Below are 26,547 nucleotides of genomic sequence, written 5' to 3' on the forward strand. Positions count from 1 at the left end.
GGCAGAGTTTCATTAGGGAGGCGCGGGCGCTTACGCTATGACGGTCCCGTGTCGCAGACCGAGACAATATCCCGCCCGTCGGGTTTCGAGCCCGAGCATCCCCAGCGGCTCGCCGCCTTGCGCGCCTACGCCATCCTCGACACGCCGCCGGAGCGCGCGTTCGACGAGATCGCCGAGATGGCCGCCCAGGCCTGCGGCACGCCGATGGCCCACATCAATTTCGTCGATGCCGACCGGCAGTGGATCAAGGCCGCGTTCGGCCACCCCGCGCGGGCGATGCCGCTCGATTTCGGCTTCTGCACCGAGGCCATGCGCGAGGACGGCGTCCTCGTGCTGCCCGATCTGGCCGCGCTGCCGGACCGCGCCGCCAATCCGCTCGTGGCCGGCGAGCCGCACCTGCGCTTCTACGCCGGCGTGCCCCTGGTGACGCCGGACGGCTGGGCCATCGGGACGCTCTGCGTCCTCGACCGCGTCCCGCGCACCCTGACCGACCAGCAGATCTTCATCCTCAAGGCGCTCGCCCGGACGGTGATGACGCAGCTGGATACCCGGAATGCCGAGGCCGCCCTGCGCCGGAACGAGGAGCGCTACCGCTCGCTGTTCACCTTCATCGATGCCGGCTTCTGCCTGGTCGAGCTGACGTTCGAAGACGGCCGGGCGGTCGATTACCGCTTCCTGGAGGCCAATCCCGCCTTCGAGCGGCAGACCGGCCTGACGGACGTGGTGGGGCGGTGGATGCGGGACATCGCCCCCGATCACGAGCAATGCTGGTTCGACCTCTACGGCCGCGTCGCCCTGACCGGCGAGCCGGTCCGCGTCGAGCAGGCCGCCAAGGCCCTCGACCGCTGGTACGACGTGCACGCCTACCGGGTCGACGGGCCGGGCCGGAACCGCGTCGCGATCCTGTTCAACGACATCACCGAGCGCCGCCGGAGCGAGATCGCACTCCGCGCCCGGGAGGCGGAACTCCGGCTGGTCGCGGATGCGATGCCGGTCCTGATCGCCTTCATCGACCGCACCCTCACTTATCGGTTCGCCAACGCCGCCTACGAGTCCTGGACCGGCTGCAGGCCCTCCGAGGTCGTCGGGCAGACCGTGCGGATGCTCATCGGTCCCGAGGCCTTCGCGATGCGGCAGGCCGCCTTCGAGCGGGTGCTGGCCGGGCAGGAGATCCGCCGGGAATGGACCTGGACGCTCCCGAACGGCGAGACCCGCGTCGCCGACACCCGCTACCTGCCGCGCCGGGGAGCGGACGGAGGGGTCGACGGATTCTACGTCTTCGCCCACGACGTCTCGGAGCGGAAGCGGATCGAGGCGCTGCTCCAGTCCCGGGCGGAGCGCCTCGAAGCGCAGGTCGCCGCCCAGACCCGCGACCGCGACCGGGTCTGGACGCTGTCGCCGGTGCTGAAGCTCGTCGCGGACCGGGACGGGCGGGTCCAGTCGGCGAACCCGTCCTGGAGCCGGGCGCTCGGCTGGTCGGAGGCCGAGACCCTGGGCCGGGCCGCCCTCGACTTCGTGGCCGCCCCGGAGCGGGCGGCCGCGCAGGCGGCGCTGCGGCCGCTCTGCGACGAGAGCCGGGTCGAGGATGTCGAACTCTCCTGTCTGACCCGCGCCGGCGACCGGCGCCGGGTGCTCTGGACCGTCGTGCCGGAGGACGGGCTGTTCTACGGCTTCGGGCGCGACATCACTGAGCAGCGGCAGGCCGAGGAGGCCCTGCGGCAATCGCAGAAGCTGGAGGCCATCGGCCAGCTCACCGGCGGGGTGGCCCACGACTTCAACAACCTCCTGACCATCATCCGGTCCTCCATGGAATTCCTGCGCCGGCCCGACCTCGCCGAGGAGCGCCGCCGCCGCTACGTCGACGCGGTCTCCGACACCGTGGACCGCGCGGCCAAGCTCACCGGCCAGCTCCTCGCCTTCGCCCGGCGCCAGGCGCTGAAGCCCCAGGTCTTCGACATCGGCGCGCGCCTGCGCAGCATCGCCGACATGCTCGACTCGGTCACCGGCGCGCGCATCCGCGTCATCATCGAGCTGCCGGAGACGCCCCGCTTCGTGCGCGCCGACGAGAGCCAGTTCGAGACCGCGCTGATCAACATGGCGGTCAACGCCCGCGACGCCATGCGTGGGGAAGGCAGCCTGACCCTGCGCCTGGAGGGCGAGTGCCCGATGCCGCCGATCCGCGGGCATGCCGGCGCGCCGGGACCGTTCGTGGCCGTGCGGGTTTCCGATACCGGCGGCGGCATCCCGGACGCCGATCTGGGGCGGATCTTCGAGCCGTTCTTCACCACCAAGGAGATCGGCAAGGGCACCGGGCTCGGCCTCAGCCAAGTCATCGGCTTCGCCAAGCAGTCGGGCGGCGACATCGACGTGGCGAGCGCGCTCGGGCGCGGCACGACCTTCTCGCTCTACCTGCCCCAGGTCGAGGCGCCCGCAGAGGTCGCCGAGGCCGACCGCGACCGCCGCCGGGCGGCGGAACCGCGGCGGGGCCTGTGCATCCTCGTCGTGGAGGACAATCTCGGGGTCGGCCGGTTCTGCACCCAGATCCTGGAGGATCTGGGCCATGCCCCGGTCTGGACGAAATCCGCCGAGGAGGCGCTGGGCGAACTCGGGCGGACGCCCGACCGCTTCGACGTGGTCTTCTCCGACGTGGTCATGCCGGGGATGGGCGGCTTCGCCCTCGCCCGGCAGCTCCAGGCCGACCGTCCCGACCTGCCGGTGGTGCTGACCTCGGGCTACAGCCACATCCTGGCCACGGACGACGCCCACGGCTTCACCCTCGTGCGCAAGCCCTACTCCGCCGAGCAGCTCGCCCAGGTCCTCTACGAGACGGCGAAGCGCGGCGGGCAGCCGGCCGCCCCGGCGCCGCAGCCGGGCGGCGCTGACGGGGCGCGCGATCCTTAACCGCCTTCGCCCGAATTCGTCCGCGTTCTAACCTAAGCATTTTGGGCCACACCGGACTGGATGTATTGTATTCGCCTCGACAATCGGGGCGCGATACCGCCATGCCGCTGACCGGACGCTTCTGGTTCCGCCGGACCTGGACCGGCAAGCTGATCCTGCTCGTCGAGGAGGAGCGCGGGCGCTGGTTCCGTCGCCACCTCGGCCGCAAGCTGCGCTGGCGCGATGCGCGGCTCCTCGACCTCGCCGAAGCGCCCCTGCGGAACCTGATGACGCTGGAGCGGACCTACCGCGCCGAGTTTGGACCCGGAGACCTGCGCCGGCCGGTCGGAATCGCTCCGGTGACGGGCGCATTGCCGTTGCGACGCGGCGTTCCGGATCCAGGAACAAGACCACCTGTGTCGAGTTGATGCCGGGCCAGACGGTGCCGACCGCATTGTCCGGCCGCCCCGCTCGGGCGTTTCCTCCCTAGACTTTCGGACCGTTCTCTTGAGGGCGGTCTTTTTTTATTGTCGGTCCCCTTCCCCAGCCCGGCCCGGGGCGAAGAGTTCTCAAGTTTCTCTTAGAAGATCATCCGGACCGCCGCCCGGGTCGCCGTCCGGCCCCGCCTCCAGGGCCAGAACCGCGAAGGTCGCGAGCCAGTGCTCGCCCATGTAGTCGCCGGTGACGTGCGGGAGCCCCGCCGCGAGGTGATCCTCCGCGGCCGCGCCCAGGAGCGGCCGGCGGGGATCGTCCGCACCGAGGGCCGCGGCCAGCGCGCGGAAGCACCATGCGCGGCTGAGGTTCAGCCCGTCGAGATGGGCGATCTTGCCGTCCGAGCGGTCGGTCACGCGGGCCGGGCGGAACAGGGTCGCGGGCCGGGACGCCGGGAGATCGGGCAGGAACCGGTCGAACCAGGGCGCGAAACGCGCGGGGGGCAGCAGCCGGCGCATGCATTCGGCCTCGATCAGCGCGGAGGACAGGAAGTCGTCGCCGCCGGGCTCGCCCCAGGCCGGGCAGTCCGTGTCCGCCCCGTACCAGCGCTCGGCGGTGTCGCGCAGCAGGGCGGTCAGCCCGGCATCCCCCGCGCCCTCCGCGTAATCGGCCGCCAGGCGCAGCGCGAAGGCGGTGTTGAAATGGGTCCCGACCCGTACCGGATAGACGGCGACCGGCAGGAAGTCCCGGAACCGCTGCGCGATCATCCCGGCCAGCGGCGCCAGGGCCTCGGACCAGCGGCGCTCGGGGAGCGCGGAGAGTTCGTCGGCGAGCTTCAGGAGCCAGCCCCAGCCGTAGGGCCGCTCGAAGCCCCGGGCGGTCGGGGCGGCGAAGTAGGCGCATTCCCCCGCCACCGTCTCGGGGGTCAGCTGCGCGTCGAGCCGGGCGCGGATCGCCGGGGCCTGGGGGCCGTCCGGGTACAGGCGCAGCACGCGCGCCAGCAGCCAGGTGCCGTGGACGCAGGAATGCCAGTCGTAGCTGCCGTGGAAGGCCGGGTGCAGGGCCGCGGGGGTGCGGGCATCCGCTGGACCGGCCAGGACGTGCCCGGGCTTGTTCGGATATTCGCGGGCGACGTGGCCCAGGGCGACCGCGGCGAAGCGCGCGGCGATGTCGGGGGTGAGCGCGGTCGTCATCGCGGGCATGGCGTCATCGCGGGCCTCCGGGGCGGCGGAGCGGCCGGCATAGCGGGTTTTCCGGTGCGGCGTCAGCGTCTCCGGATCCTTTGCCGGCAGGCCCCCGGATCGGCTATTCCGGGACGGCCAAGCCGACGCGCCGCGTCGGCTCGATCGGGGAGCCCTCATGCGCCGCGCGCCGTTCGCCGCCCTCCTCGTGGCGCTCTCCGCGATGGCCGCGGTCCCGGCCGCGGCCGCCCCCGATCCGAGCCGCGACGTCCTGTGGGCGGCGCTGAAGACCTGCGTGCTCGCCAAGCGGCTCGCCAACCGGACCTTCCCGTGCCTCTCGGTCGACCTGGGCGACGCGGATCGTCCGGGCTCGGCGGTGCTGCGCGCCCCCGGCGAGCCGACCCACAGCGTCGTCATGCCCACCGACACCGTGGCGGGCCTGGAGGCACCGGTCCTGCGCGGGCCGCGGGGCGCCGCCTACTGGCGGGCGGCCCTGGCGGCGCGGCCGCTCGTGTCGGACGTGCTGAAAGGGAAGCTGTCCCCCGCGGAGGTCGGGCTGGCGGTCAACTCGGCCTGGGGCCGCAGCCAGGACCAGCTGCACATCCATCTCGACTGCCTGAAGCCGAGCGTGCTCAAGGCGGTCCGGGCGCACGGCCGGCAGGTGCGCCACACCTGGAGCCGCTTCCCGGTGCCACTGGCCGGCGACCGCTACTACGCCCTGCGCGTGCTGGAGGCGGAGGCCGCGCAGTTCAACCCGTTCGCGGCCCTGCACACCCTGCCGGGCGCCCGGCCGGACCTGCACCGGACGAGCTTCGCGGCGCTCGCCACGCCCCCGGGCGATCCCGAGTCGGGCTACATCCTGCTGGCCTACCGGGCGCCGAGTGCCAGCGCCGAGGACGTCATGGACCACAGCTGTCGGCTCGCGGCTGACCGGAGCGGCGCCTGAGCGGTCGCGGGCCGAGGGTCACGGCGATCGCGGCGGCGGCAGCGCGTCGAGCAGCTGGCGCAGGAATGCCCGCACCGCCTTCGGCAGCCGCCGGTCGCGCATCGCCTGGATCTTCACGCCCCGGGCGAGGCTCGTCCGGGACTGGATCGGCAGGCTGACAAGCTCGTTGAGCCGCAGGGGCGTCTGCACCGACAGCGCCGACATCAGGGCGATGCCGCGGGAGCGCCGCACGAAGGGCAGCAGCGCCGAGAGATTGTTGGAGGTCAGCACCGGCTCCACCGCGATGCCCTCGTGCGCGCAGGCGGCGTCGAAGACCTGCCGCAGGGTCGTGTCCCGGGTCGGCAGGGCGACGGGATAGTCCAGCAGGTCGGCGAGGCGCAGGGCGGGCGCCCGCGCGAGGGGATGGTCGGGCGCGGCCAGCGCCAGCATATCGACCTGCCCGTCGTAGAGCACCTCGACCTGCGCGGTGGGTGTCAGCGCGAAGGTGATCCCGAGATCGGCATCCCCCACTGCCACCGTCTGGGTGACCTGGGCCGGGGGCTGGACCGTGACCTCGAAGCGGATGCCGGGATGGGCCGCGTGGAAGGCCGCGATCGCGTTCGGCACGATGTCGAGGGAGAAGCCCTCGGAGCAGGCGACCCGGATCAGCCCGCGGGCGAGCCCTTCCAGCTCCCGGATCTCGGTGACCACCTGCTCGGAGCGGATCAGCACCTGATGGGCGTGCTGCGCCAGCAGCTCCCCGGCCGGGCTCGGCACCATGCCGCGCGGGCGCCGCTCGAACAGCACGCAGTCGAGCTCGGCTTCGAGGTTGGCGATCTGCCGGCTGATCGCCGAGGCCGCCACGTTGAGCTGGGCCGAGGCCGCAGCAATCGAGCCGGTGCGGGCCACGGCCAGGAAGTAGCGCAGGCCCGTCGTCTGCATTATCGTGCTCGATACGCTGTATGCTGCCATGCACATTGCCAATACGGCAACGCAGCACTCGCCAAATTCTACTTGTTGCGATCCCAGATGCACAACACCATGGCAGGGTGAAAAACGCGGCAGCCGCGGATCGATCCGCCGGACCTGCCCGCCGCGCCGTCGGAGACCGCATGCCGCTACGGATTCTCACCCGGGCCGCGACCCTCGCCGCCTCGTTCGCGACCCTGATCGCCGCGCATCCGGCACTGGCCGGGAAGGCCGACGACACGCTGGTCTACGCCTCGGACAGCGAGCCGGAGAATGTCAGCCCGTATCACAACAGCGCCCGCGAGGGCGTGATCCTGGCCCGGAACTGCTGGGACACCCTGCTGTACCGCGACCAGAAGGACGGCACCTACAAGCCGATGCTGGCGACCGCCTGGACCTGGGCGGACGACACGACCCTCGACCTCACGATCCGCGAGGGCGTGGTCTTCCACAACGGTGACCCGCTCGGGCCGGAGGACGTGGCCTTCACGTTCAACTACGTGCTGACGCCCGAGGCGCGCACGGTCACCCGCCAGAACGTCGACTGGATGAAGTCGGTGGAGGTCACGGGCCCGCATACGGTCCGCATCCACCTCAAGGCGCCGTTCCCGGCAGCGCTGGAATACCTCGCCGGCCCGACCCCGATCTTCCCGGCCAATTACTTCAAGAAGGTCGGGCTCGACGGCTTCGCCAAGGCGCCGATCGGCAGCGGTCCGTACCGGATCACCAAGGTCGACAGCGGCCGCGGCGTCTCCATGGAGCGGTTCGACAAGTACTGGGCCGGCAGTCCGCTGGGTAAGCCGAAGATCGGCAAGCTGCAGTTCCGCGTCATCCCGGACGGCGAGAGCCGGATGGCCGAGCTGATGACCGGCGGCGTCGACTGGATCTGGCGGGTGCCGAGCGACCAGGCCGAGCAGCTGCGCGCCGCGCCCAACATCACGGTCCTCAACTCCGAGACGATGCGGGTCGGCTTCCTGCAATTCGACACGCTGGGCCGCGCCAAGGAGAACTCGCCGCTCAAGGACGTGCGCGTCCGGCAGGCGATTTCCTACGCCATCGACCGCAAGGCGATGGTCGACAACCTCGTGCGCGGCGCCTCGCGGGTGATGAACGCGCTGTGCTTCGTCGACCAGTTCGGCTGCACCGACCAGGGCGTGCCGCGCTACGCCTACGACCCCGCCAAGGCCAAGGCGCTGCTCAAGGACGCCGGCTACCCGAACGGGTTCGAGATCGACCTCGGCGCCTATCGCGAGCGCGACTACGCCGAGGCGGTGATCGGCTATCTCGGCGCCGTCGGCATCAAGGCGCGGCTCAACTACCTGCGCTACGCGGCGTTCCGGGATGCGCTGCGGGCCGGAAAGACCTCGATCGGCTACCAGACCTGGGGGTCGTTCTCGGTCAACGACGTCTCGGCCTTCGACGGGGTGTATTTCCGCGGCGGCGAGGAGGATCTGACCAAGGATCCGCAGGTGATCGCCGATCTCCAGAAGGGCGACGGCTCCACCGATCCGGAGACCCGCAAGGCCGCCTACGCCAAGGCGCTGCAGCGGATCGCCGGAGAGGCCTATGCCCTGCCGATGTTCTCCTACTCCACCAACTACGCCTTCACGTCGGACCTGAACTTCACCGCCCAGCCCGACGAAGTGCCGCGCTTCTACGCGGCGTCGTGGAAGTGAGGATGGTGGTCGTGGCGCGACCGGCTCCCTCTCCCGTGCGGGAGAGGGTTGGGGTGAGGGATCAGGTCTTCCCGGAGAGATCGCACCCCTCACCCTGTCCCTCTCCCGCACGGGAGAGGGGACCCGCGATCCGCCCCGGTTCCGACGGCGGGAGCCGATCCGGTCCGTATCGGCGAAAGGGAGCCTGAGCCCATGCTGGCCTTCACGTTCCGGCGCGTGCTGGTCGCCCTGGCGGTGGCCTTCACGGTCTCGGTGGCGAGCTTCCTGCTCCTCCACCTCTCGGGCGACCTCGCGACCGCCATCGCCGGCCCGGAGGCCACCGGGCCGCAGATCGCCCAGATCCGCCAGGATTACGGACTGGACCAGCCGCTGCTGACCCAGTTCCTCACCTGGGGCTGGCGGGCTTTGCACCTCGACTTCGGCAACTCCTTCTATTTCCGCGAGAGCGTGATCGACCTGCTGGCCGCCCGCCTGCCGATCACCCTCTATCTCGGCATCATTGCGCTCGGCGTGGCCCTGTTCGTGGCGATCCCGCTGGGCGTCGTCGCCGCCGTGAAGCGGGACACCTGGATCGACCGGACGGCGCTCGCCGTCTCGGTGCTCGGCCAGGCGATGCCGAGCTTCTGGTTCGGCCTGACGCTGATCCTGATCTTCTCCGTCAACCTCCGCTGGCTGCCGGTCTCGGGCAACGCCACGTGGAAGAACTTCGTCCTGCCGGCAATCGCGCTCGGCTACTACGCGATGCCCGCCGTGATGCGCCTCACCCGCAACGGCATGCTGGAGGTGCTGGCCTCCGACTACGTCCGCACCGCCCGCGCCAAGGGGCTGCCGCCCAGAAAAATCCTGGTGCGGCACGCGCTGCGCAACGCCGTGATCCCGGTGATCGCCCTGTCGGCGGTGCAGTTCGGCTTCATGCTCGGCGGCTCGATCGTGATCGAGGCGGTGTTCTCGCTCCAGGGGCTCGGGCAGCTCGCCTGGGAGTCGATCGCCCGCAACGACTTCCCGGTCGTCCAGGCGATCGTGCTGGTTCTGGCCATGATCTACATCGGCCTGACGCTCGCCGCCGACCTCCTGAACGCCTTCCTCGATCCGCGCCTGCGCCAGGCCTGAGGACGGAGATCGCCATGAGCCTCCCCCCCGACACGGCGGCGCTCGCCGCTCCCGCCCTGCCCCCGGACGCGCCGGTCGCGCTGGCGGCGGTGCCCTCCCCCACCCGCCTGATCCTGCGGCGGGGCCTGCGCCACACCGGCTTCCTGATCGGGGCCGGAATCCTCGGGCTGATCGTGCTGGCGGCGCTCGCCGCCCCGCTCATCGCGCCGCACGACCCCTACGCGCAGGACGTGTCCCGCCGCCTGATCCCGCCGGTCTGGCAGGCCAAGGGCTCCTGGGAGCACGTGCTCGGCACCGACAAGCTCGGCCGCGACTACCTGAGCCGCCTGCTCTACGGCGGCCAGATCTCCCTCCTGATCGGGATCTCGGCGGCGCTGATCTCGGGGCTGATCGGCACGGTGCTCGGCCTGTGCGCCGGCTATTTCGGCGGCTGGGTCGACTCCGTGGTCAGCTACGTGGTGACCACGCGGCTCGCCATGCCGGTGGTGCTGGTGGCGCTCGCCATGGCGGCCCTGGTCGGCGGCTCCCTGAAGGTGGTGGTGCTGGTACTGGGCTTCCTGCTCTGGGACCGCTTCGCCGTCGTGACGCGGGCCGCGACCCAGCAGATCCGCAACCAGGATTTCGTCTCGGCCGCCCGCGCCGCGGGGCTGACCGACCTGCGGATCCTCCGCCAGGAGATCCTGCCCAACATCATGAACGCCCTGATCGTCGTGGCGACCCTGGAGATGGCCCACGCGATCCTGCTGGAGGCCGCCCTGTCGTTCCTCGGCCTCGGCGTCCAGCCGCCCCTGCCCTCCTGGGGCCTGATGATCGCCGAGGGCAAGCAGTACATGTTCTTCCAGCCCTGGGTGATCACCATCCCGGGCGTGGCGCTCCTCCTCCTCGTGCTGGCGATCAACCTCCTGGGCGACGGCCTGCGCGACATCACCGCCCCCGAGGCGCGCAACTGACGGCTTCGCCGGGCCAGGGCCCGTCGACAGGTTACCAAAATGTTTCACGGGAAACACACCATGACGCGAGACGCCGCCATCGCGCGCGCCACGGAGGCTTTCGATTCGGGCGCGTTCCTCGCCCTCCTGCGGGAGGCGGTGGCGATGCCCACCGAGAGCCAGGCCCCCGGCCAGGAGGCGGCGCTCCGCGCCTATCTCGACGCCTTCATCGTGCCGCTCGTCGCCCGGCTCGGCTTCGAGACGCCGAAGATCTTTCCGAACCCGGACGGGGTGCACGGACCGTTCCTGATCGCCGAGCGGCGCGAGGGCGCGGAGCTGCCGACCGTGCTGATCTACGGCCACGGCGACACGGTGCGGGGCTATCCCGAGCAGTGGCGCGCGGGCCTCGGCCCCTGGGAGATCGTGGTCGAGGGTGACCGCTGGTACGGGCGCGGCACCGCCGACAACAAGGGCCAGCACGTCCTCAACCTCGCCGCCCTGGAGCAGGTGATCGCGGCCCGCGAGGGCCATCTCGGCTTCAACGTGAAGCTCTTGATCGAGATGGGCGAGGAATCCGGCTCCCCGGGCCTGCGGCCGTTCTGCCGGGAACAGGCCGATTCCCTCCGCTCGGACGTGCTGATCGCCTCGGACGGGCCGCGCCTCAACGGCGAGCGCCCGACCCTCTTCCTGGGCTCCCGCGGCGCCTACAATTTCGAGCTGAGCCTCAACCTGCGCGAGGGCCCGCACCATTCCGGCAACTGGGGCGGCCTGCTGCGCAACCCCGGCACGGTGCTGGCCTCGGCGATCGCCTCGATGGTCGACGCGCGGGGCAGCATCCTGGTGGACGCCCTGCGGCCGCCGCCGATCCCCGAGGGCGTGCGCGCGGCGCTCGCCGACATCCGCGTCGGCGAGGACCCGACCGCGCCCACGATCGATGCCGACTGGGGCGAACCGGGCCTGAGTCCGGCCGAGCGGGTCTTCGCCTGGAACACCCTGGAGGTGCTGGCCTTCAAGACCGGCGATCCGGACGGCCCGCTCAACGCCGTCCCGCCCCACGCCAAGGCGACCCTGCAGCTGCGCTTCGTGGTCGGCACCGATTGGCAGAACCTGATCCCGAACGTCCGCGCCCATCTCGATGCCCACGGCTTCCGGATGATCGAGGTCCGTCCGGCCCGCGCCGCGGAGGTTTTTCAGGCGACACGTCTCCCCGTGGAGGACCCCTGGGTCGAGTGGGCGCTCCAGTCGATCGAGGCGAGCTCGGGCAAAAAACCGGCGCTGCTGCCCAATCTCGGCGGCTCGTTGCCGAACGACGCCTTCTCGGAGATTTTGGGCCTGCCGACCCTCTGGGTGCCGCATTCCTACCCGGCCTGCCGCCAGCACGGGCCCGACGAGCACATGCTCGCCTCCAGCACCCGCGAGGGCCTGGCGATCATGGCCGGCCTGTTCTGGGATCTGGGCGAGGCCGGACCCGACATCCTCCGTCGCCGCAAAGCGAGGGCCTGAACCATGAGCGCGCCGGTCGTCCGCATCCGCGATCTGACGATCGCGCTCCCCAAGGGCGCCGACCGCCCGCACGCGGTCGAGAGCTTGAACCTCGACCTCGAGGCCGGAAAGATCCTGTGCGTGGTCGGGGAATCGGGCTCGGGCAAGTCGATGAGCGCCTACGCGCTGACCGGCCTCCTGCCCCGGGCCCTGAAGCCGACGGCCGGCACGATCCTGTTCGAGGGCCGGGACCTCCTGACCCTCGACGAGCCAGCGTGGCGCGGTTTGCGCGGCCGGCGCATCGCCATGGTGTTCCAGGAGCCGATGACGGCGCTGAACCCGGTGATGCGGGTCGGCGACCAGATCGCCGAGATGTTCGAGGCGCACAACCTGCTCAGCCGGAGCGAGCGCTGGGCCCGGGCAGTGGCGCTCGCCACCGAGGTCGGCCTGCCGAACCCGGAAGAGGCGGTGCGGGCCTACCCGCACCAGCTCTCCGGCGGCCAGCGGCAGCGGGCGATGATCGCCATGGCGCTGGCGCTGGAGCCCTCGGTGCTGGTCGCCGACGAGCCGACCACGGCCCTCGACGTCACCACCCAGGCCCAGATCCTCCGGCTGATCCGCGACCTGCAGCGGAAGCGCGGGATGAGCGTCCTGTTCATCACCCACGATTTCGGCGTGGTCGCGGAGATCGCCGACTACGTGGCGGTGCTCCAGCGCGGCCGACTAGTAGAATCCGGCACGGCCGAGGCGGTGCTGCGCAATCCGCAGGCGCCCTACACCCGGGCGTTGCTCGCCGCCGTCCCGAGCCTCACGCCGCCGCCGCGCGCGCCCCTCGCGGCGGCCCCGGTCGCCCTCTCGGTGACCGGGCTGTCCAAGACCTATTCCGGGCGCTCCGGCCTGTTCGGCAAGCCGCGGGTCGTGGCCGCCGTGAAGGAGGTCTCGTTCGACGTTCGCCGCGGCGAGACCCTTGGGATCGTGGGCGAGTCGGGCTCGGGCAAGTCGACCACGGCGCGGCTCGCGATCCGCCTGATCGAGCCCGACGGCGGCACGGTCCGGCTGGGGGACCTCGACTACACGGCCCTCGGCAAGACGGCCCTGCGCGACAAGCGCAGCCGCATCCAGATGATCTTCCAGGACCCGTTCGCGTCGCTGAACCCGCGGCGCACCGTGGAGCAGATCATCACGGCGGGGCCGATCGCCCATGGGGTCCCGGCCGCCGAAGCCCGGGAGCGGGCCCGAAACCTCCTCGACCTCGTCGGCCTCGATCCGAAGGCCGCCGCCCGCTACCCGAACGCCTTCTCGGGCGGCCAACGCCAGCGCATCGGCATCGCCCGGGCGCTCGCCATGGAGCCGGACGTACTGGTGGCCGACGAGGCGGTCTCGGCGCTCGACGTCTCCGTCCAGCGGCAGGTGCTGGACCTGCTGGAGGATCTGAAGCAGCGCCTGTCCCTGGCGATGCTGTTCATCACCCACGACCTGCGGGTGGCCGCCACGATCTGCGACCGGATCGCCGTGATGCACCGCGGCGCGATCGTGGAGATGCGGGGCACCGCGGAGCTGTTCGCCGCGCCGGAGCACGCCTACACCCGCAGCCTCCTCGCGGCGGTGCCGGGCGCGCACGCCTCCTGAGCCCGCCGGGGCCGGGACCGGGCCAATCTGGGACGCAGAGACAAGTTTTTTGGACGGGACCGCCCTGTCCGGCCCCTGCAAGTTCAGTAGGATAGCGCCGTTGTCGCGGGTGGAGCACCCCGACGGATCCACGGCTGCACCCGCTATCCGTCCTCGCTCCCGCCCCGACTGCGGACGGGGTGATTCAGCGTGTCGATCTCAGACAGGACCGACGACAGGCAAGCGATCCGCCGGCGCAGCGCGCCGGATGGACCGCCGGCGCTGCGCCGCGGGCGCGAGCACCGGATCGTGCGCTGGATCAGCGCCAGCAACCGCAAGGCATCGCCCCCCGCGGAGGAGACCACGTCCGCGGCTCCGGATTGCCATGTGATCAAGCTGAGCTGGGCCGACACGTTCGGGCGTCCGGACCGCGCTGCGCTCGGTAGGTCCGTCCCGGGCCCCGCGCAGGTGCTTCCGTTCCAGAGCCGCAAGGCCGAGAGCGCGCCGCCACCGGGCTCCCGCCGCGCCGCCGATCAGCCGCCGGTGCCGGTCCTGCGCTGATCGCTGCGCCCGCCGGGCACGCCGAGGCCGATCGCCTTGGCGAGCGCGGAACGCTGCGCGGCGTAACCGGGCGCGGTCATCGGGTAATCCTCCGGCAGGCCGTAGCGCTCGCGATACCGCTCCGGCGTGAGGCCGTGGGCGGTGAGATGGCGCTTCAGGGTCTTGTAGGTCCGGCCGTCGATGAAGCTGACGATGCCGTCCTCTTGGACCGACTTCCGGATCTGTGCCGGCGTCGGCCGCTCCACGGCCGGTTCCGCCGGGGCAGCCGGTTGCCCGTCGAGGGCCGCCAGCGCTCCATGCACGCTCGCCATCAGCTCCGGCAGCGCCGTCGGCGGAACGGAATTGTTCGAGACGTAGGCGGCGACGATCTCGCCGACCAACGTGACCAACCGGAGGCGGCTCTCGGGATTCTGTTCAGGCACTGCGCGAGTCCATCCGAAGCTTTCGACGACGATGGACGTGGTTCCAAAGCAAAAATCACGGATGTGTCAAGACGGTCTTGAAAGACAGTCGATCACCGAAAGGGCTTTTCGATCCGAACGGGCGCGATCGCCCGCGAAAAGGATCCGTCACCTGCACAAAGATGCCGATCCCGCCCCGGTTACAGCCGCCGGACGCGCACAGGCCGGGAAATACCGCGCCACATCCGGCCGGAGCGCAGGACGGCGCGGCGTCAGCCGATCCCGAGGACGCGGATCAGCGTGAGGCTGAGGACGATCAGGACGGCGAGGGAGGCGATGACCGCGAGGGTGACCCGGCCGCCGACCCGGGCGAGAACCCGCACGTCGACCCCGAGCCCCAGGGCGGCCATGGACAGGACCGTGAGCACGCCGGCGAGCTGGGTCAGCGGCTTCACCGCGGCATCCGGGACGAGGCCCAGGGAGCGCAGGGTGGCCAGGGCCAGGAAGCCGACAATGAACCAGGGCACGAGCTTGGTGAGGCCGGGACGGGCCGGCGCGCCCGGCGCCCCCGCCGCCTGCGGCAGCCGGGGCGCGATCAGCGAGAACGCCACCACGACCGGGCCGAGCATCAGCACGCGGACGAGCTTCACCAGGGTTCCGACCTGGGTCGACAGCAGGCTCACCGGCACGGTCGCGGCCAGCACCTGCGGCACCGCGTAGACGGTGAGCCCCGCCAGCACGCCGTACTGGTTGTCGGTCATGCCGGCGAGCGGCACGAACAGCGGCAGGCCGAGCACCATCAGCACCCCGAGCACCGCCGTGAAGGCGATGGCGGCGGCGATGTCCTTCGGCTCCGCTCCGATCACCGGCGCCACCGCGGCGATGGCCGAGTTGCCGCAGATGGCGTTGCCGCAGGCGACGAGGATCGCCATCCGGGCCGGCAGGCCCAGCACCCGGCAGATCGCCACGCTGGCGGCGATGCCGAGGACCACGGTCCCGACGATGCCGGCCAGCAGCGCCGGGCCGGAGGCGAGGATCGCCCCGAGGCTCAGGGAGGCGCCGAGCAGCACGACGGCGACTTCGAGGAGCTGCTTGGCCGAGAAGGCGATGCCGGTTCGGAACCGGGCCGGGGGCGTCCAGGCGGTGCGCACCGCGATGCCGACCAGGATCGCCAGGACCAGGGCCTCGATATAGGGATGGCCGGCGACCCGCTCCTCCAGCGCCTGCGCGGCCATCGCCACCGCGGTGATCGCCGCGCACAGGCCGATGCCGGGCAGGACCGAGGCGGCCGTATCCGACCGGCCGCCCCGCTCGGGAAGCGCCGGCGTCGGGGCTGCCTGGGAAGAGGATTCGAGGCTCACAGGATCGGACTCCGCGGTCGTCGACGGAGCTTATAGGAAGAAAACGTTCGTCGCACCCACGCAAAAGAGAATTTACTTCTCTATTCAGGCATCGTTCGAGAAGACGCATCTAAGGACACGGTGGACCCGACCGCGCGCCGGGACGCTCCCGGTCGTCGGGCGCCGCGGCGCCTCAGGCCTGCATGCCCCAGCGCTGGACGGTGCGCCGCTCGATCGTCTGGAAGATCAGGTTCTCGACCACGAGGCCGATCAGGATGACGGTGAGCAGACCGGCGAACACGTTCGGGATGTCGAGCATGTTCTTGTTCTCGAAGATGAACCAGCCGAGCCCGCCCGCCCCGGACGACACGCCGAAGACCAGCTCGGCGGCGATCAGGGTGCGCCACGCGAAGGCCCAGCCGACCTTCAGCCCGGTGAGGATCGCGGGAAAGGCCGCCGGGATCAGGATCTTGCCGATCAGCCGCGGTCCCGACAGCCCGTAATTGCGCCCGACCATCTTCAGCGTCCGGCTCACCGACAGGAAGCCGGAATGGGTGTTCAGCGCGATCGCCCAGGTCACCGAGTGGACGAGCACGAAGATCAGGCTGCCGTTGCCCAGGCCGAACCAGATCAGCGCCAGGGGCAGCAGCGCGATGGCCGGCAGCGGGTTGAACATCGACGTCAGGGTCTCGAGCAGATCGGTCCCGATCCGCGACGCGATGGCGAGGCCCGTGAGCACGGTCGCCAGGGCGATGCCGGCGGCGTAGCCCATGAGCAGCACCTTGAGCGACGACCAGGCGCGGGCCGGCAGCGTGCCGTCCGCGATACCCCGAAAGAAGGCCTCCACGGTGGCCGAGAAGGTCGGGAACAGCAGGTCGTTGTCGAGGTAGCGCCCGTAGGCCTCCCAGATCCCGGCCAGGAGGACGAGGATCACGATCTTGCGCAGCCAGGCCTGGTTGTAGAGCCGCTCGGCGAGCGACAGGGGCTTCTCCACCACCGTGGCGCCATGGGCGTGGCCGGTCTCGCGCACGATCTCGGGGCGGCCGGATTCCACGGGCGTCAGGCGCGGCGCGACGCCGGTCAGCGGGGCGCCGGTCAGGGCTTGCGCGCTAGACATTCTCGGCCTCCTCGATCTCTTCCGAGAACAGCATGTGCTGGATCCGGCTCTCCAGCTGCAGCGCCGCCTCCGGGGATTCGGCGCTGTTGAGTTCGGCCTTCACCTCGCCGGGATGGGGCGAGAGCAGCAGGATGCGGGAGCCGACCTTGATCGCCTCGGGGATCGAGTGGGTGACGAACAGCACGGTGAAGCGCGTGCCCTCCCACAGCATCAGCAGCTCGTCCTGCATGCGCCGCCGGGTGAGCGCGTCGAGCGCCGCGAAGGGCTCGTCCATCAGCAGGATGTCGGGCTCCATGGCCATGCCGCGGGCGATGGCGACGCGCTGCTTCATCCCGCCCGACAGGGTGTGGGGATAGCTGTCGGCGAACTTCGTGAGGTTGACCTTGTCGATGTAGAGGTTGGCCCGGTCCAGGGCCTCCCGGCCCTTGAGCCGGCCCGAGGCTTCCAGCGCGAAGACCACGTTCTGCCGCACGGTCTTCCAGGGCAGGAGCTGGTCGAATTCCTGGAACACCATCATCCGGTCGGGGCCGGGCTCGGTGACCGGGCGGCCCTTCAGGCGGATCTCGCCCTCGGTGGGGGCCATGTAGCCGCCCACCGCCTTGAGCAGGGTCGACTTCCCGCAGCCGGAGGGCCCGAGCAGGACGAACCGGTCCCCGGGCCAGACCCGGAAGCTCACCCGGTAGGTGGCGGTGACGAGGTGCTCGGGCGTCTTGTAGCGGAGTGTGACGCCGTCGACCTCCAGCAGAGGCTGACCCGTGTCCATCCATCCTCCCTGGCGCCGCAGCTTCGACCGCGTGTCGCAGAGGGCCGGCGATGGCCCGCCCCTCACGGGAAAGTGTATCGGGCCGCCGAAGAGGCTGTAAAGGTCGATATTCTGTATGCGATCGGACCGAGGACCTGCAGGTCCGGCCCCGGCGCGGTCAGGCCGGATGCCACCACCGGCCCTTCAGCACCACGCCCTCGGCGGTGATCCGCTGGGCGCCGGTCATGGTCTCCCCCCGCGTGTCGACGTAGTCGAAGGCCCCGTCCCGCACCGCCAGCACGGTGGCGTCGCCCAGCGCCCCGACCTTCAAGGTCCCGTATTCCATGCGCTTCAGCGCCACGGCGGCGTTCACCGTGGAGGCGGCGATGACGTCGGTGAGGCTCATGCCGAGGCAGAGCATCTTCGACATGGTGGTGACCTGGTCGAAGGCCGGCCCCTCGATGCAGAGCTGGTGCACGTCCGACGAGATCGTGTCCGGCAGGAAGCCCCCCGCCAGCATGGCCCGCGCCGTCCGGAAGGCGAAGGAGCCCTTGCCGTGGCCGATGTCGAACAGCACCCCCCGCGCCCGGGCCTCGCGCAGCGCCGGCTTCACGGCCCCCTGCGCGGTCACGGGCGAGTTCGGGAAGGGCCGGAACGCGTGGGTCAGCACGTCGCCGGGGCGGAGCATGGCGAGCACGGCCTCGTAGCTCGGCGGCGGCTCGTCGATATGGGCCATCAGCGGCAGGCCGGTCTCCTCGGCGACCTGCAGGGCGATGTCCAGCGGCGCGGTGCCCTGGTCGCCGGAGGCGTGGCGCCCGACCCGGACCTTGATGCCCACGATCACGTCCCGGTTGGCTTCGGCGACCTCCACGGCCTCCCGGGGCGCCATCAGCCGCGGATCCTCGCTCTCGCCGACCATGATGGTCTTCGAGAACCCGAAGATGCCCGCGAAGGAGACGTGCAGGTAGGCGAGGATCCGCGCCTGCGACCGCTCGATCACGTGGCTGCGGAAGCCCGCGAAGTTGCCGGGTCCCGCGCTGCCGGTATCGACCGAGGTGGTCACCCCGGAGGTGCGGCAGAAGTCGTCGGCGTCGATGCCCAGCGACGTGCCGCCCCAATAGACATGGGTGTGCAGGTCGATCAGGCCCGGCGTGACGATCGCGCCTTCCATGTCGCGGACCTGCGTGCCCGGGCCGGCCGGCAGGTCGCGGCCGAAGCCCGAGACCCGTCCGTCCGCGAAGGCGACGTCGCAGATCCCGTCGTGGTTCTGCGACGGGTCGATGACCCGCGCGCCCTTCAGGATGAGGTCGTGCTGCACGGTTGTCTCCAAAAGCCGTCTGCAGGAATCCGATCCGTCATCGCGCGCGCAGCGAAGCAACCCAGGATCCGCCACGATCGGGGATCGCGCGCCGCACCGGGTTGCTTCGCTGCGCTCGCAAAGACGGCTCCGTCAGGCCGCCCGGGCCGGCGCGGCCGCGTCGTTGAGGTGGCAGGCGGCGAAATGGCCGGTGCCCACCGCGTCGAGGCCGGGCACCTCGGTCCGGCAGCGGTCGAAGGCGTGCGGGCAGCGGGTGTGGAAGCGGCAGCCGGAGGGCGGGTTGATCGGGCTCGGCACGTCGCCCTTGAGCACGATGCGGGTGCGCCCGGCCCCGGGCTCGGGGATCGGCACCGCCGAGAGCAGGGCCTGCGTGTAGGGGTGCTTCGGGGCCAGGAACAGATCGCGGCGGGGCCCGATCTCGACGATCTTGCCGAGATACATCACCGCCACCCGGTGGGTCATGTGCTCGACGATGGCGAGGTCGTGGGAGATGAACAGCATGGCGAGGTCGAGCTCGCGCTGAAGATCCCGCAGCAGGTTGACGATCTGCGCCTTCACGGAGACGTCGAGCGCCGAGACCGCCTCGTCGCAGATGATCAGGTCCGGCTCGGCGGCGAGCGCCCGGGCGATGCCGATGCGCTGGCGCTGGCCCCCCGAGAACTCGTGTGGGAACCGGCCCAGCGCCTCGCGGGGCAGGCCGACCCGCTCCATCAGGCTGGCGAGCTTCGCCTCGAGGTCGGCGGCGTTGCGGGCGAGGCCGAAATTGCGGATCGGCTCGGCCAGGATCGCCCGCACCCGCATCCGCGGGTTGAGGGACGAGAACGGGTCCTGGAACACCATCTGGATGTGGCGCCGCAGGGGCCGGAGCGCTCCGGCCGAGAGGTCGTCGATGCGCCGCCCGTCGAGCACCACCTGTCCGGCGGTGGGCGCGTAGAGACGCATCAGCGCCTTGGCGACGGTGGATTTGCCGCAACCGGATTCGCCGACGAGGGAGAGGGTCTCGCCCCGGGCCACCGTGAAGGACAGGCCGTCCACGGCCTTCAGCACGCGGGTCGACCGGCCGAACAGGCCGCCGCCGAGGGAAAAGTGCTTCTTGAGGTCGTTGACCTCCAGCAGGGTGCGGGCGGGGGGTGCGGGCGTGGCGCTCATGCCGCGAGGGCGTCCTTCGGCGCGTAGTGGCAGGCGGCGAGGTGGCCCGGCGCCTTCGGCTCCAGGGCCGGCGCGTAGGCGCGGCACAGGTCGGTGACGTCCGGGCAGCGCCCGGCGAAGACGCAGCCCTCGATCCGGCCCTTCAGGCTCGGGACCATGCCGGGGATCTCGGCGAGCCGCGCGTCGGCCCCGTGCTCGACGGCGCCGAGCTTCGGCACCGCCCCCATCAGGCCCCGCGTGTAGGGATGGCGCGGCGCCCGGAACAGGTCGCGGACCGGCGCCTCCTCGACCTTGCGGCCGGCATACATCACCACCACCCGGTCGGCGACCTCGGCCACCACCCCGAGATCGTGCGTGATCAGCATGATCGCGGCCCCGACCCGGGCCTTCAGGTCGCGCATCAGGTCGAGGATCTGGGCCTGGATGGTCACGTCGAGCGCCGTGGTCGGCTCGTCGGCGATCAGGAGCTTGGGCGAGCAGGCGAGCGCGATGGCGATCATCACCCGCTGGCGCATGCCGCCGGAGAGCTGGTGCGGGTATTCCCGCACCCGGCGCCGGGGCTCGGGGATACCGACCAGCGTCAGCATCTCGATTGCCCGCTCCTCGGCCTCCCGGCGGCCGAGGCCCTGGTGCAGGCGCAGGGTCTCGCCGATCTGGCGGCCGACCGTCAGGACCGGGTTCAGCGAGGTCATCGGCTCCTGGAAGATCACGCTGATGTCGTTGCCGCGGATCTTGCGCATGGCACTGTTGGGCAGGTCGAGGAGGTTGGTCCCCTCGAACTTGATGGCGCCGGCGATGCGGGCCGGCGGCTCGGGCAGGAGCCGCAGGATCGACATGGACGTCACGGACTTGCCGCAGCCGGATTCGCCGACGATCGCCAGGGTCTCCCCCGACTGGATCGCGAACGAGACCCCGTCCACCGCCCGGTTCACCCCGTCGGGGGTGCGGAAATGGACCTGCAGGTTCTCGATCGACAGGAGGGGTGCGCCGCTCATGCTGCCGGTCCTCATCAGACGTCTTTCGCCATGCGGGGATCGAGGGCGTCGCGCAGGCCGTCGCCGACGAGGTTCACGGCGAGCACCGTCATCGAGAGGAAGATCGCCGGGAACAGGATGATGTAGAACTTCACCTGCCAGAGGGCCCGGCCCTCGGCCATGATGTTGCCCCAGGACGGCGTCGAGGGCGGCACGCCCGCGCCGATGAACGACAGGATCGCCTCGGTGATCATCGCGGAGGCGCAGATGTAGGTCGCCTGCACGGTCATGGGCGCCAGCGTGTTGGGCAGGATGTGGCGCCAGATGATCGCCGGCATCCGCGTGCCCGTGGTCACCGCCGCCTCGACATAGGGCTGCTCGCGCAGGGACAGGACCACGCCGCGCACGAGGCGGGCGACGCGCGGGATCTCCGCGATGGTGATCGCCACGATGACGTTCTGGACCGAGCCGCGGGTCAGCGCCATCAGCGCCACCGCGAGCAGGATCGGCGGGATCGACATCATGCCGTCGACGATCCGCATGACGATCCCGTCGAGCCAGCGCACCATGCCGGAGACGAGGCCGACCGCGAGCCCGGCGATCGAGGCGAGGAACGCCACCGAGAAGCCGACCAGCAGCGAGACCCGGGCGCCGTAGACCACCCGCGAGTAGACGTCGCGGCCGAGCATGTCGGTGCCGAACCAGTATTGCGCGGACGGAGCCCGGGTGCGCTTGGCGGGCGCCAGGGCGGTCGGGTCGACGGTGCCGAGATACGGCGCCAGCAAAGCCATCAGGAAGACGACGAGGAGCAGCACGCCCCCGACCACGATGGTCGGGTTGCGGCGGATATAGGTCCAGACCGGGCCCCGGCGCTTGCGGGCCGGGAACACGTCGGGCAGCGGCGCCGCGATGGCGAGGCCCGGCGGCGGGGGCGCCTTGGGGGCGGTCGCCTCGGACGGGGTCCCCGCCTGCGGGGCGCTGCTGGGGAAGGGCGCGACGGTCGCGGTCAATAGCGGATCCTCGGGTCGAGCACGGTGTAGAAGAGGTCGATGGCGAGGTTCACCAGCACGTAGACGAAGCTGAACAGCAGGACGACGCCCTGGATGACCGGGTAGTCGCGCCGCAGGATCGCATCGACGGTGAGGCGCCCGAGGCCGGGAATCGCGAAGACCGTCTCGGTCACCACCGCGCCGCCGATCAGCAGGGCGATGCCGATGCCGATGACGGTGACGATCGGCACCGCGGCGTTCTTGAGGGCGTGGACGAACAGGACCGGCCCCTGCCCCAGCCCCTTGGCCCGGGCGGTGCGGACGTAATCCTGCTGGAGCACGTCGAGCATGGTCGCCCGGGTCACCCGGGCGATCAGCGCGATGTAGACGAGGCCGAGCGTCACCGCCGGCAGGATCAGGTTGGACAGCCAGGGCCACAGGCCCTGCTCGATCGGCGTGTAGCCCTGCACGGGCAGCCAGCCGAGTTCGAGGGCGAAGACGTAGGCGAGCACGTAGCCGACCACGAAGACCGGGACCGAGAAGCCCGTCACGGCGAGGCCCATCACGAGGCGGTCGATCAGGCTGCCGGCCTTCCAGGCGGCGACGACGCCGAGCGGCACCGCCACCACGATGGCGAAGACCAGGGTGACCAGCATCAGCGAGACGGTGGGCTGCACCCGCTGGCCGATCATGGTGGTGACCGGCAGGTTGGTGAAGATCGAGGTGCCGAGATCCCCGTGGAGGATCTGCCAGGACCATTCCCAGAACCGCACCAGGAACGGCCGGTCGAGGCCCAGCGTGGCGCGGATCCGGGCGACGTCGTCGGGCGTCGCCTGGTCGCCCGCGATGATCGCCGCCGGATCGCCGGGGGCGAAGTAGAGGAGGCTGAAGACGAACAGCCCGACCACCGCCATGACCGGGATGGTGGCGAGGATGCGCCTGCCGATATAGCCGAGCATGGGTCCTCGCTAGGCCGTGGGACGAAGGGCGCGGCGGGCGCCGCCGCACCCCCTCCCCCCTCTGCGGGGGAGGGTGGCAGCCGAAGGGGGTCGGGAGAGGGGAACCCGGCTTCCGGAAGGGGCGCGGCCTGCATGAAGGGCGAAGCCCGATCCTGCATCGTCGCTCCCCTCTCCCGACCCTCGCTGACGCGAGGGCCACCCTCCCCCGCAGAGGGGGGAGGGAGAACGCGTCGCGTTCGCCGGCATGATCACCACCCGCCCCATCACGCCTTCGACACGCCCCAGGTGAACGGGATCGGCCCCTTCACGATGCCCGAGACGTTCTTCCGCCACGCCTGGTAGCCGAGGAAGAACCCGGTCGGGACGTAGACCACGCCCTCGCAGGCGGCGGCGTTGACCTTGTCGATGGCGGCCTTCTCGGCGGCCGGGTCGGCGGCGTCGAACCATTCGGCGATGGCCGTCTCCACCGGCGGGATGTTCGGCCAGCCGAACCACGCCTTGTCGCCGCTCGCCCGCACCGCCGGGTAGCCCGCCGGGTTGATGCAGTCGGCGCCCGCGTGCCACGTGTGGAACATGTTCCAGCCGCCCTGGGACGGCGGCGCCTTGGAGGCCCGGCGGGTGCCGGTGGTGCCCCAGTCGGTGGCGACGAAGTCGACGTTGAAGCCCATCTGCTTCAGCAGGTCGGCGGTGATATCGCCCTGCGCCTTGGTGATTCCCTGGTCCTGCGCCACGATGCAGACCACCGGCTCGCCCTTGTAGCCGGCTTCCTTGAGCAGCTTCTGGCCGAGCTTGATGTCGCCCTTGCCGACGTTGCCGCCGCCCGCCTCGCTGTAGAGGGGCGTCCCCGGCGTGAAGAAACCCGGCAGCTTCTTCCACAGGCTGTCGTCGTCGCCGACGATCGCCCGCATGTAATCCTCCTGGCTCATCGCGGTCATGACCGCCTGCCGGATCTTCGGATTGTCGAAGGGCGGGTGCAGGTGGTTCATCCGGAACGAGCCGACATTGCCCAGCGGGTCGGCGATATCGACGTTGAGGTTGCCGTTCTTGCGCAGCAGCGGGACGAGGTCGGAGATCGGGTTCTCCCACCAGTCGACCTCGCCGTTCTGCAGGGCCGCCGAGGCGGTGGCGGCGTCCGGCATGATCACCCACTCGACCCGGTCGACCAGCATGCGCTTGCCGCCCGCGAGCCAGGAATTCGGCTCGTCGCGGGGCTTGTAGTCGGTGAAGGTCTCGAACACCGCCCGGGCGCCCGGCACCCACTCGTTGCGGACGAACTTCATCGGGCCCGAGCCGACATATTCGGAGATCTGCGTGAACGGGTCGGTCTTGGCGATCCGCTCCGGCATCATCAGGGCCATCGGCGCGTTGGTCTTGCCGAGCGCGTAGAGCAGCTTCGGGAAGGGCTTCTTCAGGCGCCACTGGAAGGTCTTGTCGTCGGTCGCCGCGAGGTCGTCCTGGATCCCGCGGATCATCAGGCCGATCGGGTCCCGGGCCATCCAGCGGGTGAGGCTCGCCACCACGTCCTTGGCGAGAACCGGCTCGCCGTCATGCCACTTGAGGCCGGGGCGCAGCCGGAAGGTCCAGGTCAGCTTGTCGCCCGAGACCTCCTCGGACTCGACCATCTGGCGCTGCGGCTTCAGCTGCGCGTCGACGCCGTAGAGCATGTCCCAGACGAGGGTGCCGGCGTTGCGCACCACGTACTGGGTCCCCCAGATCGGGTCGAAATTGGCGAGGTTCGCCTGCGGCACGAAGCGCAGCACCTTCGCGCCCTGCGCCAGGGCCGGCCGCGCGATCTGCGGTGCCGCCAGCCCGAGCGCGGCCGAGCCCTTCAGGAACGTCCTGCGGTCCATCGTCTTCTCCCTGGCGGTGCGGGTCTCAGGCCCGAAGCGCCGGCCCACACCTTGCGGGCGAGTTTGAACAATTCTTAAGCAGGGGCGCAATGGCCCGGCGTGACAATGGAGCTCGGGCAAGCGCCCGCGCGACCACCGGTCTGGGGACGGAGTCGGGCTGGGCGCAGGCGGTGCGTGCGCGGGCGGTGCTTGCGCGGATCCAGGTCACGGGGCGCATCTCGCAAGCCCCGCGCCAGTCCGGCCATCACTGCGTTATGTATTCAGGATCGGCGGGGGATTTTTTCGCGCGCGGGCGCAGGGCGAGACTTCGCCGGAGCCGGTGCGGCCTCACTGCGCGGCGCGCAGCGGTCGGAGCCGTGTGAGCATCGTCGTCCGCAGGGGACGGGGCCCGTCGCGCCTGTCCCGGGCGCGGCGGGCGGAGGCTGGACGTAACGCCTCAGCCCACCTGCCGCAGGTGGCTGCCCCGCGTGCCGGGCACCGCCTGCATGGCGCGGATGAAGGCGGCGATGCGGGGGGCGATCACCGCCCGGTAGCGGGAGCCGTTGAACACGCCGTAATGGCCGACGCCGGCCTGGAGATGGTAGGCCTTGCGGGCGTCGGGCAGGTTCGGCGTGAGGTCCAGGGCCGCCTTGGTCTGGCCGACGCCGGAGATGTCGTCGTTCTCGCCCTCGACCGCGAGGATCGCGCAGCGGCGGATGGCTCCGAGATCGACCAGTGTGTCCCGGTGGCGCATCCGGCCCGTGGGCAGGGCGTGGTCGACGAACACGGTCTGCACGGTCTGGAGGTAGTACTCGGCCGTCAGGTCCATCACGGCGAGGTACTCGTCGTAGAATTCGCGGTGCTTCTCGGCCGAATCGCCGTCGCCCTTCACCAGGTGGTCGAACATGTCCGAATGGGCGGTGACGTGCCGGTCGAGGTTCATCGCCATGAAGCCCGACAGCTGCAGGAAGCCCGGATAGACCCGGCGCCACGCCCCCGGGTAGATCGGCGGCACGAGGCTGATCGTGTTCTGCTCGAACCACGCCTGGCCGCGCTCCTGCGCGAGGCAGTTCACCGCGGTGGGCGAGCGGCGGGTGTCGATCGGGCCACCCATCAGGGTCATGGAGGTCGGCACCGCCGGCTCGTCGGCCGCCTCCATCAGCGCCACCGCGGCGAAGACCGGCACCGCCGGCTGGCACACCGCCATGACGTGCAGGTCCGGCCCGAGGACCGCGAACATCTCCTGCAGGTAGTCGATGTAATCGTCGAGGTCGAACTGGCCCGCGAACAGCGGCACCATCCGGGCATCGGTCCAGTCGGTGACGAACACCCGGTGGTTCGGCAGCATCGCCTCGACGGTGCCGCGCAGGAGCGTGGCGTAGTGGCCCGACATCGGCGCGACGATCAGCAGCTTGGGCTGCGCCTCGGCGGGGGGCGTCGGGAAGGCGCGGTCGAAGGCGATCAGGCGGCAGAACGGCCGCTCCCAGACCACCCGCTCGGTGACCGGGACCGGCGCGCCGTCGACGACCGTCTCGGTGAAGCCGAAGGCGGGCTTGCCGTACTGGCGGGTGACGCGCTCGAACATCTCGCAGCCGGCGCTCACCGCGCGGGCATAGGGGCCGTAGGCCAGGGGGTTGCCCGGCAGCTGCAGCCCGTAGCGCGTCAGATCGGCGGCAACGCGGGCGGGCGCCATCAGGGCGCGGGCGCCCTCGTACATCGAATAGGCCAGCAGCATCGTCACCTCGCGGTCTCGGTCCGGCCGCCGGCATTGCGCCGCACGGCCCGTCCCCTGCAACCCGAATCGGTAGGATAATGCTCCACCCTGAACGCCGGTGGAACATCCCGGAGCCGCGGCGACTTGCCTGTGACCACGTTCACCAGCGACGACTTGTCCGGGTCGGCTTGCCGGGATCCCCGCCACCGCGTCATGCGGTGGGGATCCGCGAGAAGCCGGGCCGGTTGGGTCCGTCCGGCGA

Annotated in this window: 22 protein-coding genes; 9 read left to right on the plus strand and 13 right to left on the minus strand. The window is 70.9% G+C overall.

Annotated elements, in window-relative coordinates:
• Window positions 1–48 precede the first annotated feature (48 nt).
• Complete coding sequence (locus tag BM396_RS22190; protein WP_043387075.1) at window positions 49–2,901, plus strand: PAS domain-containing protein; 2,853 nt, start codon at window positions 49–51, stop codon at window positions 2,899–2,901.
• Window positions 2,902–3,002: 101 nt separating this feature from the next.
• Window positions 3,003–3,308, plus strand: coding sequence for a hypothetical protein (locus BM396_RS22195; RefSeq protein WP_043387073.1), 306 nt, complete (start codon window positions 3,003–3,005; stop codon window positions 3,306–3,308).
• 141 nt (window positions 3,309–3,449) lie between these two features.
• Here BM396_RS22195 and BM396_RS22200 read toward each other — a convergent pair whose 3' ends face one another.
• On the minus strand, window positions 3,450–4,505 hold the full coding sequence (locus tag BM396_RS22200) for a DUF2891 domain-containing protein (protein ID WP_051976230.1): 1,056 nt from the start codon (window positions 4,503–4,505) through the stop codon (window positions 3,450–3,452).
• A gap of 166 nt (window positions 4,506–4,671) precedes the next feature.
• Between BM396_RS22200 and BM396_RS22205 the strand changes: the two genes are divergently transcribed.
• On the plus strand, window positions 4,672–5,439 hold the full coding sequence (locus BM396_RS22205) for a CDP-diacylglycerol diphosphatase (protein WP_043387071.1): 768 nt from the start codon (window positions 4,672–4,674) through the stop codon (window positions 5,437–5,439).
• A gap of 18 nt (window positions 5,440–5,457) precedes the next feature.
• Here the strand turns inward: BM396_RS22205 and BM396_RS22210 are convergent, their stop codons facing one another.
• On the minus strand, window positions 5,458–6,360 hold the full coding sequence (locus BM396_RS22210) for a LysR family transcriptional regulator (protein ID WP_043351634.1): 903 nt from the start codon (window positions 6,358–6,360) through the stop codon (window positions 5,458–5,460).
• A 170-nt stretch (window positions 6,361–6,530) separates the two neighbouring features.
• Here BM396_RS22210 and BM396_RS22215 point away from each other — a divergent pair, with 170 nt between their 5' ends.
• The 6 genes from BM396_RS22215 to BM396_RS22240 all read left to right on the plus strand — a co-directional run bounded on the left by BM396_RS22215 (window position 6,531) and on the right by BM396_RS22240 (window position 13,753).
• Window positions 6,531–8,063, plus strand: a complete 1,533-nt coding sequence (locus tag BM396_RS22215; RefSeq protein WP_043387069.1) for an ABC transporter substrate-binding protein — start codon at window positions 6,531–6,533, stop codon at window positions 8,061–8,063.
• 192 nt (window positions 8,064–8,255) lie between these two features.
• Window positions 8,256–9,173 (plus strand): ABC transporter permease, encoded by a 918-nt coding sequence (locus tag BM396_RS22220; RefSeq protein ID WP_043351630.1) that lies wholly within the window; start codon window positions 8,256–8,258, stop codon window positions 9,171–9,173.
• Window positions 9,174–9,187: 14 nt separating this feature from the next.
• Complete coding sequence (locus BM396_RS22225) at window positions 9,188–10,123, plus strand: ABC transporter permease (protein WP_043384746.1); 936 nt, start codon at window positions 9,188–9,190, stop codon at window positions 10,121–10,123.
• 60 nt (window positions 10,124–10,183) lie between these two features.
• Complete coding sequence (locus BM396_RS22230; protein WP_043384749.1) at window positions 10,184–11,605, plus strand: M20 family metallopeptidase; 1,422 nt, start codon at window positions 10,184–10,186, stop codon at window positions 11,603–11,605.
• Window positions 11,606–11,608: 3 nt separating this feature from the next.
• On the plus strand, window positions 11,609–13,213 hold the full coding sequence (locus BM396_RS22235) for an ABC transporter ATP-binding protein (RefSeq protein ID WP_043384752.1): 1,605 nt from the start codon (window positions 11,609–11,611) through the stop codon (window positions 13,211–13,213).
• A gap of 189 nt (window positions 13,214–13,402) precedes the next feature.
• A complete protein-coding gene (locus BM396_RS22240; protein ID WP_043384754.1) occupies window positions 13,403–13,753 on the plus strand; it encodes a hypothetical protein in 351 nt (116 codons plus the stop codon).
• Here BM396_RS22240 and BM396_RS22245 read toward each other — a convergent pair.
• The 11 genes from BM396_RS22245 to phaZ all read right to left on the minus strand — a co-directional run bounded on the left by BM396_RS22245 (window position 13,726) and on the right by phaZ (window position 26,306).
• Window positions 13,726–14,175, minus strand: coding sequence for a Ros/MucR family transcriptional regulator (locus tag BM396_RS22245; RefSeq protein WP_043384757.1), 450 nt, complete (start codon window positions 14,173–14,175; stop codon window positions 13,726–13,728). The two genes, BM396_RS22240 and BM396_RS22245, sit on opposite strands and share 28 nt — an antisense overlap.
• A 251-nt stretch (window positions 14,176–14,426) precedes the next feature.
• A complete protein-coding gene (locus BM396_RS22250; protein ID WP_043384759.1) occupies window positions 14,427–15,515 on the minus strand; it encodes a YeiH family protein in 1,089 nt (362 codons plus the stop codon).
• A 172-nt stretch (window positions 15,516–15,687) separates the two neighbouring features.
• Window positions 15,688–16,611: an ABC transporter permease gene (locus BM396_RS22255; RefSeq protein ID WP_051976149.1), complete on the minus strand. Its 924-nt coding sequence runs from the start codon at window positions 16,609–16,611 to the stop codon at window positions 15,688–15,690.
• On the minus strand, window positions 16,604–17,374 hold the full coding sequence (locus tag BM396_RS22260) for an ABC transporter ATP-binding protein (protein WP_043350049.1): 771 nt from the start codon (window positions 17,372–17,374) through the stop codon (window positions 16,604–16,606). The genes BM396_RS22255 and BM396_RS22260 overlap by 8 nt, the downstream gene beginning before the upstream one ends.
• Window positions 17,375–17,531: 157 nt before the next feature.
• Complete coding sequence (locus BM396_RS22265; RefSeq protein ID WP_043384843.1) at window positions 17,532–18,671, minus strand: amidohydrolase/deacetylase family metallohydrolase; 1,140 nt, start codon at window positions 18,669–18,671, stop codon at window positions 17,532–17,534.
• Between the two features lie 132 nt (window positions 18,672–18,803).
• On the minus strand, window positions 18,804–19,820 hold the full coding sequence (locus BM396_RS22270) for an ABC transporter ATP-binding protein (RefSeq protein WP_043350050.1): 1,017 nt from the start codon (window positions 19,818–19,820) through the stop codon (window positions 18,804–18,806).
• Window positions 19,817–20,830 carry an ABC transporter ATP-binding protein gene (locus BM396_RS22275; protein WP_043350053.1) on the minus strand — a complete coding sequence of 338 codons (1,014 nt, stop codon included), beginning with the start codon at window positions 20,828–20,830 and terminating at the stop codon, window positions 19,817–19,819. Before BM396_RS22275 ends, BM396_RS22270 begins: the two co-directional genes overlap by 4 nt.
• Entirely contained in the window at window positions 20,830–21,705 is an 876-nt protein-coding gene (locus tag BM396_RS22280; protein WP_051044766.1) for an ABC transporter permease, read from the minus strand. The genes BM396_RS22275 and BM396_RS22280 overlap by 1 nt, the downstream gene beginning before the upstream one ends.
• Before the next feature lie 95 nt (window positions 21,706–21,800).
• Window positions 21,801–22,742: an ABC transporter permease gene (locus tag BM396_RS22285; RefSeq protein WP_043350057.1), complete on the minus strand. Its 942-nt coding sequence runs from the start codon at window positions 22,740–22,742 to the stop codon at window positions 21,801–21,803.
• 263 nt (window positions 22,743–23,005) lie between these two features.
• Window positions 23,006–24,592, minus strand: a complete 1,587-nt coding sequence (locus tag BM396_RS22295; protein WP_043384764.1) for an ABC transporter substrate-binding protein — start codon at window positions 24,590–24,592, stop codon at window positions 23,006–23,008.
• A gap of 436 nt (window positions 24,593–25,028) precedes the next feature.
• Window positions 25,029–26,306 (minus strand): polyhydroxyalkanoate depolymerase, encoded by a 1,278-nt coding sequence (gene phaZ / locus BM396_RS22300; protein WP_043384766.1) that lies wholly within the window; start codon window positions 26,304–26,306, stop codon window positions 25,029–25,031.
• Window positions 26,307–26,547: the final 241 nt, after the last annotated feature.

This window comes from Methylobacterium sp. UNCCL125 (assembly GCF_900116795.1).
In the GTDB taxonomy this organism is placed as follows: Bacteria; Pseudomonadota; Alphaproteobacteria; order Rhizobiales; family Beijerinckiaceae; genus Methylobacterium; species Methylobacterium fujisawaense.